17 protein-coding genes are annotated in these 19399 nt (G+C 50.5%); 8 read left to right on the top strand and 9 right to left on the bottom strand.

Annotation, left to right across the window (positions count from 1 at the left end; translation table 11 throughout):
• Nucleotides 1–20: 20 nt before the first annotated feature.
• The 4 genes from AACU55_RS00310 (at nucleotide 21) to ghrB (ending at nucleotide 4328) form a co-directional block, all read left to right on the top strand.
• Complete coding sequence (locus AACU55_RS00310) at nucleotides 21–1055, top strand: LacI family DNA-binding transcriptional regulator (protein WP_134706448.1); 1035 nt, start codon at nucleotides 21–23, stop codon at nucleotides 1053–1055.
• Nucleotides 1056–1268: 213 nt separating this feature from the next.
• Entirely contained in the window at nucleotides 1269–2018 is a 750-nt protein-coding gene (locus AACU55_RS00305) for a sugar phosphate isomerase/epimerase family protein (RefSeq protein ID WP_037033869.1), read from the top strand.
• A 43-nt stretch (nucleotides 2019–2061) separates the two neighbouring features.
• The gene (locus AACU55_RS00300; protein ID WP_134706446.1) at nucleotides 2062–3354 is read left to right on the top strand and encodes an MFS transporter; all 1293 of its coding nucleotides are present in this window, start codon (nucleotides 2062–2064) and stop codon (nucleotides 3352–3354) included.
• Nucleotides 3351–4328: a glyoxylate/hydroxypyruvate reductase GhrB gene (ghrB, locus tag AACU55_RS00295; RefSeq protein WP_134706444.1), complete on the top strand. Its 978-nt coding sequence runs from the start codon at nucleotides 3351–3353 to the stop codon at nucleotides 4326–4328. Before AACU55_RS00300 ends, ghrB begins: the two co-directional genes overlap by 4 nt.
• 67 nt (nucleotides 4329–4395) lie before the next feature.
• On the opposite strand, the gene AACU55_RS00290 is transcribed toward ghrB, so the two are convergent.
• Entirely contained in the window at nucleotides 4396–5607 is a 1212-nt protein-coding gene (locus tag AACU55_RS00290) for a hypothetical protein (protein WP_134706442.1), read from the bottom strand.
• A 251-nt stretch (nucleotides 5608–5858) separates the two neighbouring features.
• On the opposite strand from AACU55_RS00290, the gene AACU55_RS00285 reads away from it, so the two are divergent.
• Both AACU55_RS00285 and AACU55_RS00280 read left to right on the top strand, forming a co-directional pair.
• The gene (locus AACU55_RS00285) at nucleotides 5859–7109 is read left to right on the top strand and encodes a valine--pyruvate transaminase (protein WP_013573363.1); all 1251 of its coding nucleotides are present in this window, start codon (nucleotides 5859–5861) and stop codon (nucleotides 7107–7109) included.
• Between the two features lie 358 nt (nucleotides 7110–7467).
• Complete coding sequence (locus tag AACU55_RS00280) at nucleotides 7468–8223, top strand: YopT-type cysteine protease domain-containing protein (RefSeq protein ID WP_072012263.1); 756 nt, start codon at nucleotides 7468–7470, stop codon at nucleotides 8221–8223.
• A 178-nt stretch (nucleotides 8224–8401) separates the two neighbouring features.
• Here AACU55_RS00280 and ibpB read toward each other — a convergent pair whose 3' ends face one another.
• Nucleotides 8402–8836, bottom strand: a complete 435-nt coding sequence (gene ibpB / locus AACU55_RS00275) for a small heat shock chaperone IbpB (protein ID WP_013573361.1) — start codon at nucleotides 8834–8836, stop codon at nucleotides 8402–8404.
• Nucleotides 8837–8965: 129 nt separating this feature from the next.
• Complete coding sequence (gene ibpA, locus AACU55_RS00270; RefSeq protein ID WP_013573359.1) at nucleotides 8966–9376, bottom strand: small heat shock chaperone IbpA; 411 nt, start codon at nucleotides 9374–9376, stop codon at nucleotides 8966–8968.
• Nucleotides 9377–9756: 380 nt separating this feature from the next.
• On the opposite strand from ibpA, the gene AACU55_RS00265 reads away from it, so the two are divergent.
• Nucleotides 9757–10134: a YceK/YidQ family lipoprotein gene (locus tag AACU55_RS00265; RefSeq protein WP_013573358.1), complete on the top strand. Its 378-nt coding sequence runs from the start codon at nucleotides 9757–9759 to the stop codon at nucleotides 10132–10134.
• 42 nt (nucleotides 10135–10176) lie between these two features.
• Here the strand turns inward: AACU55_RS00265 and AACU55_RS00260 are convergent, their stop codons facing one another.
• The 6 genes from AACU55_RS00260 to dnaA all read right to left on the bottom strand — a co-directional run bounded on the left by AACU55_RS00260 (nucleotide 10177) and on the right by dnaA (nucleotide 18570).
• A complete protein-coding gene (locus AACU55_RS00260) occupies nucleotides 10177–11439 on the bottom strand; it encodes a DUF3748 domain-containing protein (protein WP_134706440.1) in 1263 nt (420 codons plus the stop codon).
• A 26-nt stretch (nucleotides 11440–11465) separates the two neighbouring features.
• Nucleotides 11466–12281 carry a sugar-phosphatase gene (gene yidA, locus AACU55_RS00255; RefSeq protein ID WP_013573356.1) on the bottom strand — a complete coding sequence of 272 codons (816 nt, stop codon included), beginning with the start codon at nucleotides 12279–12281 and terminating at the stop codon, nucleotides 11466–11468.
• 142 nt (nucleotides 12282–12423) lie between these two features.
• A complete protein-coding gene (gyrB, locus tag AACU55_RS00250; protein WP_013573355.1) occupies nucleotides 12424–14838 on the bottom strand; it encodes a DNA topoisomerase (ATP-hydrolyzing) subunit B in 2415 nt (804 codons plus the stop codon).
• A 19-nt stretch (nucleotides 14839–14857) separates the two neighbouring features.
• A complete protein-coding gene (recF, locus tag AACU55_RS00245) occupies nucleotides 14858–15946 on the bottom strand; it encodes a DNA replication/repair protein RecF (protein WP_037033875.1) in 1089 nt (362 codons plus the stop codon).
• Nucleotides 15947–16073: 127 nt separating this feature from the next.
• Nucleotides 16074–17174, bottom strand: a complete 1101-nt coding sequence (gene dnaN, locus AACU55_RS00240; protein WP_013573353.1) for a DNA polymerase III subunit beta — start codon at nucleotides 17172–17174, stop codon at nucleotides 16074–16076.
• 4 nt (nucleotides 17175–17178) lie between these two features.
• Complete coding sequence (dnaA, locus tag AACU55_RS00235) at nucleotides 17179–18570, bottom strand: chromosomal replication initiator protein DnaA (RefSeq protein WP_014333276.1); 1392 nt, start codon at nucleotides 18568–18570, stop codon at nucleotides 17179–17181.
• 686 nt (nucleotides 18571–19256) lie between these two features.
• On the opposite strand from dnaA, the gene rpmH reads away from it, so the two are divergent.
• Nucleotides 19257–19397, top strand: a complete 141-nt coding sequence (rpmH, locus tag AACU55_RS00230; protein WP_009637487.1) for a 50S ribosomal protein L34 — start codon at nucleotides 19257–19259, stop codon at nucleotides 19395–19397.
• Nucleotides 19398–19399 lie beyond the last annotated feature (2 nt).

Raw genomic sequence — 19399 nt, 5'->3', positions numbered from 1 at the left:
AGCAAGAAGGGAGAAAGGCTGTGAGCAAAAAACAGGAACCGGGCGCTGCGGTTCGCGCCACGATACGTGACGTCGCCAGTGCTGCCAAAACCGGTAAAACCAGCGTTTCACGTTATCTCAACGGTGAACAACACCTGCTGTCCGATTCGCTGAAAGAGCGCATCGGACGGGCGATCTCCCTGCTCGATTATCAGCCCAGCCAGATGGCACGTAGCCTGAAAAGCGGGCAAACGCGGCTAATCGGGCTGATCCTCGCTGATATCACCAACCCGTATTCTGTCGATGTGATGCGTGGCGTTGAAGCCGCCTGCCGTCAGGAAGGGTTGACGCTGCTGGTGTGTAACACCAATAACGAGCTGGATCAGGAAAAGCATTACCTGCAATTACTCAGCAGTTATCGCGTCGATGGCATTGTGGTGAATGCCGTCGGGATGCGTGAGGCGGCGATTTCTACGCTGCAACAGGCCAATTTACCCATGGTGCTGATTGACCGTAAAGTGGCGAATTTCGCCTGCGACGTGATCGGACTTAACAATGTGGAAGCCACTCAGAAGATGACCGGTCATCTTCTGGGGCAGGGTTTTGAAGCCCTGCTTTTCATCAGCGAACCCGCCAATATAAACACCCGCTTCGACCGCTTACACGCCTTTCTGAAATGCATGCAGCAATCTCCGCAGTATATTGCCGAACAGGGTGAAATTGAGCTGAGTAATACCGAAGGGCTGGATAATCTGCTGAAGGACTTTGTGGCACGGCACGCGGATAAACACAAAGCGGTGATGTGTGTGAACGGCGCACTGACGCTACAGGTTGCACGCGCTATGCAGCGGCTGAATCTGCGCTGGGGGCCGGACATCGGTTTATCCGGCTTTGACGAACTGGTGTGGGCAGAACTGGCGGGCGTCGGCATTACGACGCTGAAGCAGCCGACTTACGACATGGGCGTGGCGGCGCTCAGACAACTGGTGACCCGCATTCAGGGCAATACTGAGCCGGTTAAAGACCTGGAGTTTTCCGGCGAACTCATTGCGCGCGGTTCTACAGCAGCGCGCTGATCCCTCTTCTTCCCCCTGAACCTGCCCGTTCTTCGTGAGCGGGATCATATTTTTGCGCTTTTGTCCTGTCGATTGGAACCGGTTCCAATTAGGTTGTATAAAACGAAACAAAACGTTAACAACGGCTCGACCTGTCATTTGTTCCACTAAAATAAGGTTTCGGAAATGATTGCCTGCGCCAGATTACAGGGCGCTTTCACAGGATAAGTATTCATGAAAAGAGAAATCGTCATTGTTACCGCAGCCTACGGCAACAGCGTGGTAAAAGCCCGCGGCGGCCAGGCGGAGCTGCTTTCAGTGATTGCTGATGCTAAGGCCGACGGTGTGGAAATTCGTCGAGAATTGTTCACTGCCGGAGAACTGGATTCGTTGCCAGCGCTGGCAGAAAAAATTAAAAGTCATGGATTGTTTGCGGTGTATTCCGTGCCGTTTCCGCTGTTTTCAGCCGGTGGCAAGCTTAATTCTGATGCATCACAATATTTTGAAGAGGCGCGCATTCTCAATGCCCGCACCATAAAGTTTTCTCTCGGCGAATTTATGCCGGGCCAGGATCTGACCCCGCTGAAGGTTGTACTGGCGTCAAGCCCGGTGAAGCTGGTGGTTGAGAATGACCAGTCGCCGGATTGCGGCATTCTTTCACGCATTAATGCTTTTATGTTTGCTGCTGAGTCGCTGCATCTGCCGTTAAGCATGACGTTCGACATGGCCAACTGGCTGTGGGTCGGGCAGGATCCGGCCGTGGCCGCTGAGCGTCTGGCGCGTCATGTGGGTTATGTGCATGTCAAAGCTGCACAAAAACGTAGCGGAAAATGGCATGCCGTCGCGCTCGACGACAGCGATGGCAGTTGGGAACCTTTATTGAAAAGCCTGCCTCAGGATGTGCCACGCGGTATCGAATTCCCGCTTGAGGGTGATGATCTGACCGCGGTGACGCGCCATTACGTAGAACTGTTACGTCAGTAAGCGCCGTCGGGACCGTGCTGATGCACTATCAGGAGAAACAGTTATGAGCCAGTCCAGGATCGCCGCCCGCCGCTGGTGGTACATCATGCCGATCGTGTTCATCACTTACAGTCTGGCGTATGTCGACCGCTCGAACTTCAGTTTTGCCTCAGCGGCCGGTATCAACGACGATTTGGGCATTACCAAAGGGATGTCGTCCCTGTTGGGTGCACTGTTTTTTTTGGGCTATTTCTTCTTCCAGATCCCCGGCACGATTTACGCCGAACGCCGCAGTGTTAAGAAACTGATTTTCTGGTGTTTATTGCTTTGGGGGGGATTCGCCTCTTTAACCGGCGTGGTAACCAACATTCCGATGCTGGCAGTGATCCGCTTCGCCCTCGGCGTGGTGGAAGCTGCCGTGATGCCCGCCATGCTGGTGTATATCAGCAACTGGTTCACCAAATCCGAGCGTTCCCGTGCTAACACCTTTCTGATCCTCGGCAATCCGGTGACGGTGTTGTGGATGTCGGTGCTTTCCGGCTATCTGATCAAATCCTTTGGCTGGCGCGAGATGTTTATCTTCGAAGGCATTCCGGCGGTTATCTGGGCGGTTATCTGGTGGTTTACCGTCAAGGATAAACCTGAACAAGTCAGTTGGCTGAGCGACCAGGAAAAACAGGCGCTGGCCGCACAGCTGGAAAAAGAGCAGGAAACCATTCAGGCGGTCGGCGGTTACCGCGAAGCCTTCCGCTCACGCAATGTGGTGCTGCTTTGCCTGCAATATTTCTTCTGGAGCATTGGCGTGTATGGCTTTGTGCTCTGGCTGCCGTCGATTTTGCGCGACGGCAAATCAATGGGCATGGTCGAAGCGGGCTGGTTATCTTCCGCCCCTTATCTGGCCGCCACTATCGCCATGATCCTGGTGTCCTGGGCATCGGACAAAATGCAAAACCGTAAGTTGTTTGTCTGGCCGTTATTACTGGTGGCCGCACTGGCGTTCTTTGGTTCATGGGCCGCTGGCACAAACAATTTCTGGCTTTCGTACAGTTTACTGGTGGTTGCCGCTGCGGCAATGTATGCCCCGTACGGGCCGTTCTTCGCCATTATTCCTGAAATGCTGCCCAAAAATGTGTCCGGTGGCGCGATGGCTTTGATTAACAGCCTCGGCGCACTGGGCTCATTCTTTGGCTCCTGGTTTGTCGGCTATCTCAACGGCAATACGGGCAGTCCGGCAGCCTCATTTATTTTCATGGCCGTGTCGTTACTGGTTTCCGCAGGTTTAACCCTGCTGGTGAGACCGCGAAAGGCCAACATTCAGCCGAAAGAAGTTTCCTTAACCCAAGGGAGTAAGTCATGAAGCCGTCTATCGTTTTATATAAAAAATTACCCGCCGACCTGCATCAGCGTCTTGAAGAGCATTTCACCATCACTGAATTTGATGGCATTACGGATAAGAACCGTGCTCAGGTGTTTGATGCGCTGCAAAACGCCGAAGGGTTACTGGGTTCCGGCGGGAAAATTGATAAAGAACTTTTCGACCATGCACCGCGCCTGCGTGCGGTTTCTACCATTTCCGTCGGTTATGATAATTTCGATGTGGCAGAACTGACCCGCCGCGAAATCCCGATGATGCATACTCCGACGGCGCTGACCGATACCGTCGCTGACACGGTGATGGCACTGGTGCTCTCTACCGCCCGCCGCGTGGTAAATGTCGCCGAGCGCGTAAAAGCCGGTGAATGGAATGAAAACATTGGCGAAGACTGGTTCGGCATTGATGTTCACCATAAAACCATGGGTATTGTCGGCATGGGCCGTATCGGTCTGGCGCTGGCGCAACGTGCGCATTTCGGTTTCGACATGCCGATTTTGTACAATGCACGCAGCCAGCATAAAGAAGCGGAAGAGAAGTTTGGCGCGCGTAAATGCGAGCTGGATGAGCTGCTGAAAGAGTCTGATTTCGTCTGTATCTTGCTGCCAATGACCGAACAAACCTTCCATCTGATCGGTAAGGATGAGCTGGCGAAAATGAAATCCAGCGCGATTCTGGTCAGCGCAGGTCGCGGGCCGGTTATCGATGAACCAGCCCTGATCGAAGCCCTGAAAGCCGGTACGATTTATGGTGCCGGTATGGACGTGTTCGAGACTGAGCCGCTGCCAAAAGATTCTCCGCTGCTGAGCCTGCCAAACGTGGTGGCACTGCCGCATATCGGTTCCGCAACGCATGAAACCCGCTACGATATGGCGGCCTGCGCAGTGGATAACCTGATCGCCGCACTCAAGGGTGACGTGAAACAGTTCTGCGTGAACCCGGAAGTTCTGAAGAAGTAAGATAAAGAATGGGCGAGACCGGTCCGGGCGCAATCCTGCGGCCGGTCTCCCGATTATTTTCGAAGGGTCAGAGGTATTTCATTAATATCTCTCTGATTTTTCCGTCAGCTTTTCTTGCATATATTTCCTTGTTAAACGCATGAAGACTGCTTTTCAGCGCCAGCGTCGGGGCATCGTCGGGTGCCAGAAGCTTAAAGGAAAGGCTGCCAGTAAAGGCTTTTCTTCCGGCGACCATCGACTTAAATTTGTTGAGCAATTCTTCGCCCCCCAGTTCACGGGCACGGGTCTTCAATCCTTTAATAAGAGGGTCTTTCCAGGTTTGCTTGTCGTAATAAGGTAACCGCTTTTTCAGTGACAAATAATCGGAAAGGCTTTGATCGCCCGACATCATGCCAGTCTTGCTGATACTGGTCAGATTTTTAAACGTCGTGCCGGGAATGGTTTGGGTAATAAAGATATGTACTTTTTTCTTTCCCGTACCGCGGGAGAAGCCGTGGCACTGGAATATATTTTCGTCTTGCATGGTTGAATAGTGACATTCAGAAAACAAATCATTATAAATTGACCCTGATAAGGACTCTTTGAGGTTTTTCAGTAATCGTTCAATACTCCCTTTTTCCCTGCACACCAGGACATAAGCTGAATTATTCAGCAAGCCACTGTCTTCTATCAATGAATTAATAATAAAAATCTGAGCACAGGTTGTCACGGTATCAGAACTTAAATAGGCAAGATATAAGCTACAATTTGCCGGCATCGATAAGTTATAACCGTCCAGTAATTTAATGATTTCCTGTTTTGCTGATTTTTGTATATTGATAATTTCCTGCTCAGGTATGGGTAAATAACCCATCGATTTCTTAGCGAATCCAAGGCTCTGGACAATGATATTTTCGAAGCACAGACCCAACAGGGCAGCTTTATAATCATGATCAGATGAAGCCGCACCTCGGGTGACATCCATTTCATCGATCAGAATAACGGTATTGCACGTTATTATGTCCAGCTGGTAGAGAAAATCAGCCAGCACTGTCGATAATACATCGGGAGACAGGAGACTGTAGGGCGTCACAATAATTACCGGATCATCATAATTCAATTTTTTACCCGGATTGAACACTTCCTTTCCCTGCATATTAATATGTCTTGTTTTGGCATTCACCGTAATTAATGCCCCCTCAGCCTGAGTGCTCCGCGCGATGTCTTTTATTTTCTTTCCCAGCGCGTGATCCCCTCCACCTGCCGTGAAAATATTCAGTATAAGTATACTTCTTTTCATTTTATCAACCTGATATATATATTCTTAAACATAATTATGCCAAGAAAGAAAAAATATCATAAGCCGTCTTTTATTACTCTGTCATTAAGCATAAAGGGTTCCGTTCAGGGATATTCGAAAAATACATTGAATGATTTTCCGTATTCATCTTTTTTAATACTTCTCCACGCCAAAACCCGCTGGTCCGATTGCACTGCCTTGCTGCAGGCGTTATGGTGGGTATCACATTTCGATAACATACAAAGCTTTCTATGACGTTTTCTGCTTTCGGTGACAAATTTACCCGTTTTTCAGGCATCACACGCCTGATGGGCGACATGAATGACGGTTTACGCACGCCCGGCGCGGTGATGCTGGGCGGCGGTAATCCGGCGCAAATTCCTGAGATGCAGGATTATTTCCAGACGCTGCTGTCGGAAATGCTTGCCGCAGGCAAGCTGACCGAAGCGCTGTGCAATTACGACGGGCCGCAGGGCAAAGATGTGTTACGCCATGCGCTGGCAGACATGTTACAGAAAGAACTCGGCTGGCAGCTTGACGCGCAAAACATCGCACTGACCAACGGCAGCCAGAGCGCCTTCTTCTATTTGTTCAACCTGTTCGCCGGACGCCGTGCCGACGGTAGTATGTCAAAAGTGTTGTTCCCGCTGGCACCGGAATATCTCGGTTATGCCGATGCCGGTCTGGATGAAAATCTGTTTGTGTCGGCCAAGCCGAACATCGAATTGCTGCCGGAAGGCCAGTTCAAATATCACGTCGATTTCGATCATCTGAATATCACCGATGATATCGGCCTGATCTGCGTGTCACGCCCGACCAACCCGACCGGTAACGTCATTACTGACGAAGAACTGATCCGCCTCGATGCGCTGGCACAGCAGAAAGATATTCCGTTATTAATCGATAACGCCTATGGCGTGCCGTTCCCGGGCATCGTATTCACTGACGCCACGCCGCTGTGGAATCCGAATATTATCCTGTGCATGAGCCTGTCGAAACTCGGCCTGCCGGGTTCACGCTGTGGCATCGTGATTGCTGATGAAAAAATCATCAAAGCGATCAGTAATATGAACGGGATTATCAGTCTGTCGCCGGGCAGTGTCGGCCCAGCGATTGCCCATGAAATGATTGTCCGTGGCGATTTGCTGCGCCTTTCCGAAGAAGTGATCAAACCGTTCTATTTCCAGCGCGTGCAGGAAACTATCGCCACGCTGCGCCGTTATCTGCCGGAAGAACGTTGCCTGATCCACAAACCGGAAGGGGCGATTTTCCTGTGGCTGTGGTTCAAGGATTTACCGATCACCACCGAAGTGCTGTATCAGCGCCTGAAACAACGTGGGGTACTTATGGTACCGGGCGATTACTTCTTCCCGGGTCTCGAGCATCCGTGGCCACACACCCATCAGTGTATGCGGATGAATTACGTGCCTGATGCGGAACAGATCGAGCGCGGCGTGAAAATTCTGGCAGAAGAAGTAGAAAAAGCCCACGCTGAAGGCTGATTTTTCACCATAAAGTGACCAGGAGGAATGATATTCTTTCGGGTCACTTTATCAATCTAAGGACTCTTACTCATGAGTAGAAAACAATCTTATTCTCAATGACATCATAAAGTTATTTATATCTCCCTCAACGCATCCAGATACACATTCATTCAAAAAAATCAATTCATTTTATATATAGATAGACATCACTTTATATTTTTTACAGTTAAACAAAAAAAATAACATTATTTATCAAAGAAATAAAAACCCAGTCAAGAGTTTGAGTATTTTACATAATCAATTAAATGGGAATTTTATTATCACTGGCGTATTTTTATGCAATATGTATTTTTTGATTTAAAAAATAGGTGAGAAAATGATTAACAGATTACGTCAATATATTAATAAAACAAACGGTACATACAGTTTTTTTAATCAGGTGACGTACATACAGCAAAACAAATGGGTAGCTAACAACCCCCGAAATCTTGGTGGAGCATGGTTAGGAAGTCATAGAGACTCAGAAAGTAAACAAATTCAGTACGGATTACGTGGAGCCTGTTATGGCCTCTCTGCGGCATATTTAATTACTGGTAGAGATTGGAGTAGTTTCAAATGTTTCATCAATACCTCTGCATCGCATCGATTGATATTAGGAATAATGAATATTCAGGAACAGAACTCTGCGTTGGCATATAAACAAGCTAAATTAAAAGCACAAAAAAGTTTATTTGATAATTTTCACCGCAAAGGGCATTCCCCCAACGTAAACTACATGCGTACTGAAGACGCATACCATCTGATAATGAAGAATGAGGGGAGGTTGATCTGCTTAAAAACGTCAACTCTGCCGCAGGCCAGTACTACCGCTGCAAGAATCGAAGGGCTGGTAAAATCGTTAAGGCAAGACAGCTTATATGAAATAGGTATTTATAAGGGTTGCAAGGGAGGCCATTCCATCGCTATCAGAACAGATGGGAACATGATTAAACTCTTTGATGCAAATATAGGTGAAATATCTTACAACTACAACACAAAACAGATCATGCATTTTGTGGAAGCACTTTGTATAGTATTTGATGGGTGTTACAAGAACTACAACCGAATCACAGTAGACGAATATTATCGTTAAGTTACATCACTCTAAATACATGCTTACCTCATCACTAAGAGCTTCAATTACGGAAAACACTTTGAAAGACTTGAACAAAATAAATACACCTCGTTTTACTTACTGATTAAGATAATATATTCCTCATCACATCCCGTTTTATGTTCCCCCTCATCGGGGGAACATAAACAGATCACGTTTATTCAGACTGATTTTCCAGCGCCGGTTTTTCAGTACCAATCGCAATTTTTTGCGGTTGCAATGCTTCCGGTACATCACGAACCAGATTGATATGCAGCAGGCCATTCGTAAATTCAGCCGCCGAGACGTGCATATGCTCTGCCAGCGTGAAGCTCAGGGTGAAAGGCTTAATCACCAGCCCCTGATGCAAATATTCCACTTTAGTTTCCAGCTGAGCCGGTGTACCGCTGACCGTTAATCGCGGCCCTTCGACTTCAATATTCAGTTCGCTTTGCTGGAAACCGGCCAGCGCCAGTGAAATGCGGTAATGGTTGTCATCAGACTTTTCAATATTGTAAGGAGGAAAAGCCTGATCGGCGCCTTGCATTGAACTGGCTAATTTATCGAAACCAATCCACTGACGCAGTAATGGGGAAATATCATAATTACGCATAATGTAACTCCTTCTTTGAAGCGAGATGATTAATGTCGTCATCCTTTTTGGATGTGACAGTACAGCTCCCTGACGGCGAGCCTAAAATTTTTCATTTTGTGGTGGTCAACAACGATGATGGTCGCTGAATTAACGGATCTCGATACGCCGTGGTTTGGACGACTCAGGAACGACGCGTTCCAGATCGATATACAGCAAACCGTTCGACAAATTGGCCGCTTTTATCTGAATATGTTCAGCCAGCTGGAATTTGCGCTCGAAATTACGTTCTGCGATGCCCTGATATAAATAGGTTCGCTCAGTGTCGCCAGGTGCATGCGCGCCTTTGACCAGCAGCATGTTGTCATGCGCAGTGATGTCCAGCTCAGATTCGGCAAAACCTGCGACCGCGATAGCAATCCGGTAATGATTTTCGTCAACCAACTCGACATTATAAGGGGGGTAGCCGCCGCCCTGATTCTGACCCGATTCGATAAGATTAAATAAGCGGTCAAAACCAATGGCAGAACGGTATAGCGGGGATAAATCAAAATTACGCATTGCTACTTCTCCTGATATTCAGCGAGTTTTTTTAAATAGCCTTCCAGGCGGACAGACCAGCGTCACAGTGATGACAGAAGAACCCTTCCGGCGTTTCTCCTCCTGCGTCGTACAGTTAAAATGGAGACAAAAGGGCATATTTCAAGCCTGAAAAAACAAAAAATTTGGCTGTTGTTTATATGATGACAGCCAAAATACATGACGGGACAGGGCTACAATCCAGGGAGAGCAGGCGAATTCCTGCAAGATTTCAAATAGTAATTACACTTAATGGGATCGCAGCCACAGAGCTACAGCTTGCTTTGTTAATTTTTTGGGCTGAGTGGTATAAGTCACATTGACGTATAAGCTCAGCCTGACAGCATAAGATGAGTTCTAACATGACGAAATTTGCATTAACGCCGCTGATGACAGGATGTGTTTTTTTAGCGACGAGCGGTTGCTCCAGCGTAATGAGCCATACAGGTGGTGACACCGGATATTATTCAGGCGCACGTGCTGATGTGAATATGATAAAAAGCGATGACACCAGTTGGGCGATGACGCCGCTGCTGTTGATTGATTTGCCGTTCAGCGCCGTGCTGGATACGGTATTGCTGCCTTATGATTATTTTCGCAGCGGAAAAGTGACGACGCGCGATCGCGTCAAAGCCAGTGAAGAACACAATATTGCGCTGAGTAACGGTGTGGATATCGATCACATCCCGCCCATGACGACCACGCCGCGTCAGCAAAAATCGTCGACACATAAGAAGTAGTCACAATAAAACCGGCCTGTTCTGACCGGTTTACATCGTTCGCTAATCGCTATCGACCACGCAAATCTGCGCATAGCCGTTACACTGGCGCATAAACGCCACTTTGCTGCCATCCGGAGAATACACTACGGCATCGGCACAGGGTGCGATTTCTGATCGTTGCGTTAACCGCTGCATCTTTCCGCTTTCCATGTCCAGCCGCATCACGCTGTTATCGCATACCAGCGCCAGAGATTTTCCGTCCTGGCTCCAGCTGAAGGCTGATTGAATTCCGCTTTCAGAATGGCTGATTTGCGCCGGCGCGCCGCCGTTAGGTGACACCGTCCAGACCTGAACCACGCCGGTTTCATCTTGCATCAGAAACGCAATCTTTGCGCCATCCGGCGATACGCGCAACCAGTGACGCGGTTGCAGGGCAATACCATTTTCAGTAAAAGTAATCCGTCTCTGTTTCACGCCCGCGGGTGGCGCAGGCAGCATTTCCGGCGTGCCCTGCAAAGGTTTATCACCCGCCTGACGGTAATCCTCATCATTGCGCGGCAAATCCACCACGAAGATTTCCGGGTGCTTTTCGCCACGAGCGGAAAGCGTGTCGCCGATAAAAGCCAGCGCCCACCGCTGACGGCTGCCATCCGGTTTCAGATAGCCTTCACGGCCAATCCAGCCTTCTTCGTAAGCCCGGTTGATTTCATCGCTGCCGGGGTGAGGACAGGGCGTGGTTTCGCTGACCAGCATGCTGAAATGGCTTCCATCGTATTCACGGGGATGATGCTTTGGCGGAATAACGGGATATCCTGAAATCGCCACGCCAACGTTGCGCAAATCGAGCGCCGGATCGCGTTCATGCAACACATGGTCGTTATAGGTAAAGCTCAGACGCGAACCGTCCGGGCTGAAGACGTGAACATGTGTGCCACCGCGCAGGGCTCCGGCGGTAAAGGGGGCGGTGATGTCCATCGCATCCAGCGTGACGGCCTTTTCGCGCGCGGGCTCAGTGACAATAACTCCGCGACGGTGATGAAAATCATACTGCCAGCTGGCATCAGGATTTTCAGGGCCATGAATAAACGCATAACGGACAGGAAAATCCGGGCTGACGGTCACCACTCCCACATGCGCGCCGTCTTTTGCCTGATAAAGGACTTCCGTCTCACCGGTTTCGACATTCACGCGCTCAATGGTTGAACCGCTAAAAGAACCGCCATGCGGACGGACGTCATACACCAGCCACTGGCTGTCCGGCGTCCAGACATTAATGTTGGTGAGCTGATGCCCGCGGGCATCAGAAGTTAATTGTTTTTCCATGGCTGCAAGGTTCCTTCGGTGCAAGCTCAGACGTTCAGAACGAATTTCTCGACCGCAAACGCCACGCCGTCTTCCGTGTTTGTTTTGGTAACGAACTGGCTGACGGCTTTTACGCTGTCCAGCGCATTCCCCATCGCGACACCAATTCCGGCGTATTCCAGCATCGCAATGTCGTTCTCCTGATCACCGAGCGTCATCACGCTCTCCCGCGCGATACCCAGTTTTTCCGCCAGTACTTTCACGCCTTCACCTTTATTCACCCGCTTATCGAGGATTTCGAGGAAATACGGTGAGCTTTTCATGATGGTGTAGCGTTCTTTTGCTTCAGCAGGAAGCTGACTGATGGCGCGATCCAGCAAGTCCGGATCGTCAATCATCATGACTTTCGGGAAGGTCAGTGCCGGATCCATTTCCTCTGCCGGGCAGAATTGCAACGGAATGCCGGTGGTGAAGGATTCATGTACGCTGTATTTGCTGATATGGCGGTTGGCGGTAAACAGGTCGGTTTTGGTCAGTGCATGGAAATGCACACCAAGGTCACGCGCCAGCTGTTCAAAGTAGTGATAATCTTCAATTTTGAGGGCTACTTCGGCAATTACGCTACCATCTTTCGCATTGTGCACAAGCGCGCCATTGTTGGTGATGCAGTAACAACCGTCCTGCTGCAAATCCAGTTCCATCAGATAACGCTGCACACCGACGAACGGACGGCCGGTCGCCAGAACGATTTGCACACCTTTCGCCCGTGCTTCTGACAACGCTTTTTTAACGGCAGGGGTCACTTCATGCTGCGGATTGAGCAATGTCCCGTCCATATCAATTGCAATTAATTCAATAGCCATAGCATCCTCAGAGTTTAAGAAATCTTGCGCAATGCTAACGCGATTACCCGCTGTAAAGCCAGCCGGAATGCGGGTTGCGTCAGACGAAAAAAAAGTCCGAAGCGGTTTCCCGGTTCGGACTCTTTATCAGCTCTCGCCATTATCAGATATCGATATTGGCCGCTTTCAGGGCATTCTCTTCGATGAAGGCGCGACGCGGTTCAACCGCATCGCCCATCAGCGTAGTGAACAACTGGTCAGCAGCGATGGCATCTTTCACGGTCACACGTAACATGCGACGTTGTTCAGGATCCATGGTGGTTTCCCACAGCTGATCAGGGTTCATTTCGCCCAGACCTTTGTATCGCTGAATCGACAGACCACGACGGGACTCTTTCACCAGCCATTCCAGCGCCTGCTCGAAGCTGGTCACTGGCTGACGGCGTTCGCCACGTTCGATGAAGGCATCTTCTTCGATCAGGCCGCGCAGCTGTTCGCCCAGCGCACAGATTTTGCGGTATTCGCCACCCTGAATGAAGTCTGCATCGAGATCGTAATCCGTATCAACACCGTGTGTACGGATACGCAGAACCGGTTCGAAAAGCTGATGTTCACGGTTTTCACGCACGATCGCGCTGTAAGAACTGCCGTGCTGCTCTTTCTCATTGAGACGCGCGACCAGCGATTCTATCCAGGTCTGAACTTTCGCCTGATCGGTCAGATCTGACCCCGGCAGGGTCGGCTGATAGATCAGGTTATTCAGCAGCGCACGCGGATAACGACGTTCCATGCGGCCAATCATTTTCTGCACGCTGTGATGTTCAGCCACCAGTTTCTCCAGCGGTTCACCCGCCAGGGCTGGTGCATGGGCGTTGGCGTGTAACGTTGCCCCGTCCATCGCAATGGAAATCTGATACTGATCCATCGCTTCATCATCTTTAATGTACTGTTCCTGCTTACCTTTTTTGACTTTGTACAATGGAGGCTGTGCGATAAACACGTGGCCACGCTCGACAATTTCAGGCATCTGACGGTAGAAGAACGTCAGCAACAGGGTACGGATGTGTGAACCATCGACGTCGGCATCGGTCATGATGATGATGCTGTGATAGCGCAGTTTGTCCGGGTTGTACTCGTCACGGCCAATGCCGCAACCGAGCGCAGTAATCAGTGTTGCCACTTCCTGAGAAGAGAGCATTTTGTCGAAGCGCGCTTTTTCTACGTTGAGGATTTTACCTTTCAACGGCAGAATCGCCTGGTTCTTACGGTTACGGCCTTGTTTTGCTGAGCCGCCCGCTGAGTCCCCTTCCACTAAGTACAGTTCGGAATGAGCCGGGTCACGTTCCTGACAGTCCGCCAGTTTGCCTGGCAAGCCAGCCAGGTCCAGCGCACCTTTACGGCGGGTCATTTCACGGGCTTTACGGGCTGCTTCACGGGCGCGCGCAGCGTCGATGATTTTCCCCACAACGATTTTGGCGTCTGACGGATTTTCCATCAGGTAATCCACCAGCTTCTCGTTCATCAGCGTTTCAACGGCCGTTTTCACTTCAGAAGAAACCAGTTTGTCTTTGGTTTGTGAAGAGAACTTAGGATCCGGTACCTTCACAGACACCACAGCAATCAAACCTTCACGGGCATCGTCACCGGTGGCGCTGATTTTGGATTTCTTGCTGTAACCTTCTTTATCCATGTAAGCGTTCAGGGTACGGGTCATTGCCGAACGGAAACCGGCTAAGTGAGTCCCGCCATCGCGCTGTGGAATATTGTTGGTGAAGCAGTAAATGTTTTCCTGGAAACCATCATTCCACTGCAACGCAACCTCAACGCCAATATCGTCCTTCATCGTAGAGAAATAGAATACGGTCGGATGGATTGGGGTTTTGTTTTTGTTCAGGTATTCCACGAAGGCTTTGATACCGCCTTCATAATGGAAGTGATCATTCTTACCATCACGTTTATCCAGCAGACGAATTGCCACGCCGGAGTTCAGGAATGACAGTTCACGCAGGCGTTTCGCCAGAATCTCATACTCGAATTCTGTGTGATTGGTGAAGGTGTTGAAGCTCGGCCAGAAACGTACCGTGGTACCGGTTACGTCAGTATCGCCGATCACTTTCAGCGGATCCTGCGGCTCGCCGTGCACGTAAGTCTGAGTGTGCACTTTGCCTTCACGGCGGATAACCAGTTCCAGTTTTTCCGACAAGGCATTAACGACGGAAACACCTACGCCATGCAGACCGCCGGAGACTTTATACGAGTTATCGTCGAATTTACCACCAGCATGAAGAACGGTCATAATGACCTGAGCAGCAGAAACGCCCTCTTCTTCATGAATGCCGGTCGGAATACCACGGCCATCATCCTGTACGGAAACAGAGTTATCCGCATGGATCGTGACCTGAATCTCTTTACAGTGGCCCGCGAGGGCTTCGTCGATAGCGTTGTCCACAACCTCGAATACCATGTGGTGCAGACCAGTGCCGTCATCGGTATCGCCGATATACATGCCGGGGCGCTTACGCACCGCGTCCAGCCCTTTTAATACCTTGATACTTGAGGAGTCATAAGAATTCGACATCAACGTTTCTCGCTCATTTTTAGTCCTGTGATAGAACGGCTATTTTACCTTGTTCCACGCGGAACATCTTGCCCTTTTCACCCATCATATCGGTCACTTGCTCAGCGCTTATCGCACTGACAAAAACCTGTGCCTGGGTGGCTTTCAGGCGATCAGCCAGCAACCGACGTCGGTCGGTGTCCAGCTCAGAGGCAAAATCGTCAAGAAGATACAGGCAACGCCGCCCGCTCTGTCGGGTGAGAAACTCACCCTGCGCCAGTCTCAGCGCACACATCAGTAACTTCAACTGCCCACGGGACAGTAAATCTTCCACCGGCGTGCCGTCGGCACGAATGCGGAAATCCGCTTTATGCGGGCCTGATGCGGTATAGGTTAAGGCTCTGTCGCGTTCAAAATTACGCTCCAGCAACTCGCCGTACTCCGTCTCCTTATCCCATCCACGCTGGAAAGAAAAACTGAGGGCGAATTCGGGCAGGAATTGCGCGCAGGTCGCGCTGATATCAGCCGCGATCGCGTCGCTGTAAGCTGCCCGCCATTCGCTAATGCGCCCGGCTAACGGGATCAGTTCCTGATCCCAGGCACGAATTTGCGCATAACGACTCACCTGTCGCAGCGCGGCGTTGCGCTGCTTGAGTAACCGTCGCAGGTTGCTCCAGGCGATAAAAAAACCGGGGTCGTGATGAAAACAACCCCAGTCAATAAATGCCCGCCGGTACTTCGGCCCGCCGTTGAGCAGGGTGAAGCCTTCGGGTGTGATCAGTTGCATCGGCAGCATCTGTGCCAGTTCAGACACTTTGTGACCATCACTGCCATCAATGCGTACTTTACTGTCGCCCTGACGGCTTTTGCTCAGACCAATCGACAATTCACGATCACCGCCGTCATCCACACGCGCATGGAGAACAAACTCCGGCTGATCGTGACGAATCACGCGCCCGGCCTGCAAACTGCGAAAAGCGCGGCCATGCCCCAGCGTATAGACCGCTTCGAGCACACTGGTTTTACCGCTACCATTGGGACCGACCAGAAAGTTAAAACCGGGCGACGGATCTAAATCTGCCGCCTCGATGTTGCGGAAATCTTTTATCAGTAAGCGCGTTAAGGCCATCTACTATCCATTCCAGGGCATCATCGTCGCAGTCAGTTTGCGTGCAGCTACAGTAAGCGGAGCATACTCAGGTGCGTGGGCATTGCGAACACTGCCCCATCGCAAAATGACAAGTCAGATAGCCCGATTACAGCCGCATTGGCATAACGACATACGCCGCCGACTGACTGGCTGCGTCTTCGATCTGCACGCTGGAAACAGAGTCCGTCAGCAACAGATTAACGTCTTCGCACTTGAGTGCATTGAGCACATCCAGTACGTAACTGACGTTGAAACCGATTTCCATTTCGGTGCCTTCGTAACCGACATCCAGAATTTCTTCTGCTTCTTCCTGTTCCGGGTTATTCGCGGTGATTTTCAGCTGGTTATGGCTGACATACAAACGCACGCCGCGGAATTTTTCATTGGACAGGATCGCGGCACGGGCAAACGCCTGCTTGAGCAAATCGCAGCCTGCCTGCAGCGTTTTGTCCGGATTTTTCGGCAATACGCGGCGATAGTCAGGGAAACGACCGTCAACCAGTTTAGAGGTAAAGATGAAGTCGCCGACGTGAGCACGGATATTGTTGCTGCCGATTTGCAGCTGCAATGTGGTGTCACCGCCATCAAGCAGACGCACCAGTTCCATCACGCCTTTACGCGGCACGATCACCGAATGCGACGGCAGAGACTGGCCGATTGGCATAGAACATACCGCCAGGCGGTGACCGTCGGTCGCGACAGTACGCAGTTCTTCACCTTCGGTTTCGAACAGCATGCCGTTTAAATAATAACGAACGTCCTGATGGGCCATAGAAAACTGCGTGGCTTCGATCAGACGTTTCAACGTGGCCTGCGGCAGGGTGAATTCTACTTCGCTTTGCCAGTCGTCGAGATTAGGGAAATCTGTCGCCGGTAAGGTCGACAGCGAGAAACGGCTGCGGCCTGATTTTACCAGCATGCGGTCGCCGTCGAGCGCGACGGAAATTTCCGCGCCTTCCGGCAATCCACGGCAGATATCAAAGAATTTACGCGCCGGCACCGTGGTGGCACCCGCTTCATGTGGCTGAGACAGCGCAACTTTCGCCACCATCTCCATTTCCAAATCCGTCCCGGTCAGCGACAGCGCGCCATCCGTCACCTGTAATAACAGGTTACCCAGAATAGGCAACGTTGGTCGTCCACCCAGCGGACTACTGACCTGTTGCAGTGGTTTCAGCAAATGCTCACGTTCAACAATAAATTTCATAGCGCTAGGAAGATAATGTTCTGATTAAGTTGGAGAAATCTTCTTTGATGTCGTGACTTTCTTCACGCAACTGCTCGATTTTACGGCAGGCGTGCAACACCGTGGTATGGTCCCGACCACCGAACGCATCGCCGATTTCTGGCAGGCTGTGGTTGGTCAGCTCTTTCGCCAGCGCCATCGCCATCTGGCGTGGGCGGGCTACCGAACGGGAGCGCCGTTTGGAAAGCAGGTCAGCGACCTTGATTTTATAATATTCGGCCACTGTTTTCTGAATATTATCGATAGTGACCAGCTTCTCCTGAAGCGCTAATAAATCGCGCAACGCTTCACGAACGAAGTCGATAGTGATCGCACGGCCGGTAAAGTTGGCGTTGGCAATCACACGGTTCAGTGCGCCTTCAAGCTCACGCACATTCGATCGCAGACGTTTAGCAATAAAGAAGGCAACTTCGCCCGGCAGACGAATATCGTTTTCGTCCGCCTTTTTCATCAGGATCGCCACGCGGGTTTCTAATTCAGGCGGCTCGATAGCCACCGTCAGACCCCAGCCGAAACGCGATTTCAGACGATCTTCAACACCGTTGATCTCTTTTGGATAACGATCCGAGGTCAGGATGATCTGCTGATTACCTTCCAGCAGGGCATTAAAGGTGTGGAAGAACTCTTCCTGCGAACGTTCTTTATTAGCAAAGAATTGAATGTCATCGATGAGCAACGCATCAACAGAACGGTAGTAACGTTTGAACTCTTCGATGGCGTTGTTTTGCAGGGCTTTGACCATGTCCTGTACAAAACGCTCGGAGTGCATGTACACCACTTTGGCATTGGCTTTACGCGCCATGATACCGTTACCGACGGCGTGCAATAAGTGGGTTTTACCCAGACCGGTGCCACCATAAAGGAAAAGCGGGTTGTACGCGCCACCCGGATTATCCGCCACCTGACGCGCCGCCGCGCGAGCCAGTTGGTTAGATTTACCTTCTACGAAGTTATCAAAGGTATGTTTCGGGTTGACGTTAGAGCGATAAGACAGCTCAGGCTGAGCCGGTGAGCTGTCCCAGCTTGGACGGGAAGGCGCCAGACGCGGAATGGCAGGCGCAGCCTGTGAACTGACGCTGGCCGCAACAGGCTGGCTGACGCGTTGGATCACCGGCTTGCTGCCGACTTCAAAACGCAGCAACGGTGCATCCGTGCCACAGAAATCGTTAAGCAAGCCGTTAATATTATTTAGGTATTTGTCACGAACCCAATCCAGAACAAAACGATTCGGGGCATACAGCGCCAGCGTATTGTCGTTGAGTTCCGCCTGCAGGGGGCGTATCCACATACTGAATTCTGTGGCAGGTAGTTCATCCTGCAAACGGGCAAGACATTGCTGCCAAAGCGAAAGTGACACGGCGGACTCCACTCGAACAAGTATCAAAAAAGAAAAGGATCAGGATATTTTTTAAATCATGATTTTTGGCACACGTTCCGCCCGCTAATGGGGGAAAATTTCTCTCACCACCCTGTCAGTGGCGTAAAGTCACGTGCGAACCGCTTTTTGCGGTTTTTGTCGACAGCATCCCAGCCGGGATCGCGATCGGAATGGCGGATCATAACGCAATCCGGCCCAGAGATCCTCCCCTTCCTGACAGATTAGATCCTTTTTATCCACAGGCAGCAATCGGCAAGTGGGTAAGCTTAGCCGATCCTTTTAAAATTAGGCGATGTAATCATCACTCTGGTGAAAAAATAGGAGTCCGCTGAGTTAAATTTCATCATACTGCGAGAAAGATCGCACGCCTGTGGATAAGGATCAGGCGAGGATCCTTGCGATTTGCGGCAGAGTCCGTATAATCTTCAGCCCTACGTGTGAAGCCTGTGTTCCTGATGGTCATAACCAGATGGATATTGCGGTGTGACCACGGGCAATTCTGGTAAACACTTGAACCATTTCTGGCAATGTAAATTGACTCAGGACTGTACAGTTATTACAATCCCGCTTCTTTATATGTTGCGACAAAGGCACCGGTCGTTTTTTCGCCGAAATGTCTTCGCGTTTACTGATCAGTAATAATTTAAGTTTAGGTAGAAATCGCCATGAAACGCACTTTCCAACCGTCCGTATTGAAGCGCAACCGTAGCCACGGCTTCCGTGCTCGTATGGCCACCAAAAATGGTCGTCAGGTTCTGGCTCGCCGTCGTGCGAAAGGCCGTACCCGTCTGTCAGCTTCTAAGTAATA

This window comes from Rahnella sp. CJA17(1/100), from assembly GCF_963881615.1.
Classification (GTDB): Bacteria; Pseudomonadota; Gammaproteobacteria; order Enterobacterales; family Enterobacteriaceae; genus Rahnella; species Rahnella aceris.
This window is presented reverse-complemented; position numbering and strand designations above follow the sequence as displayed.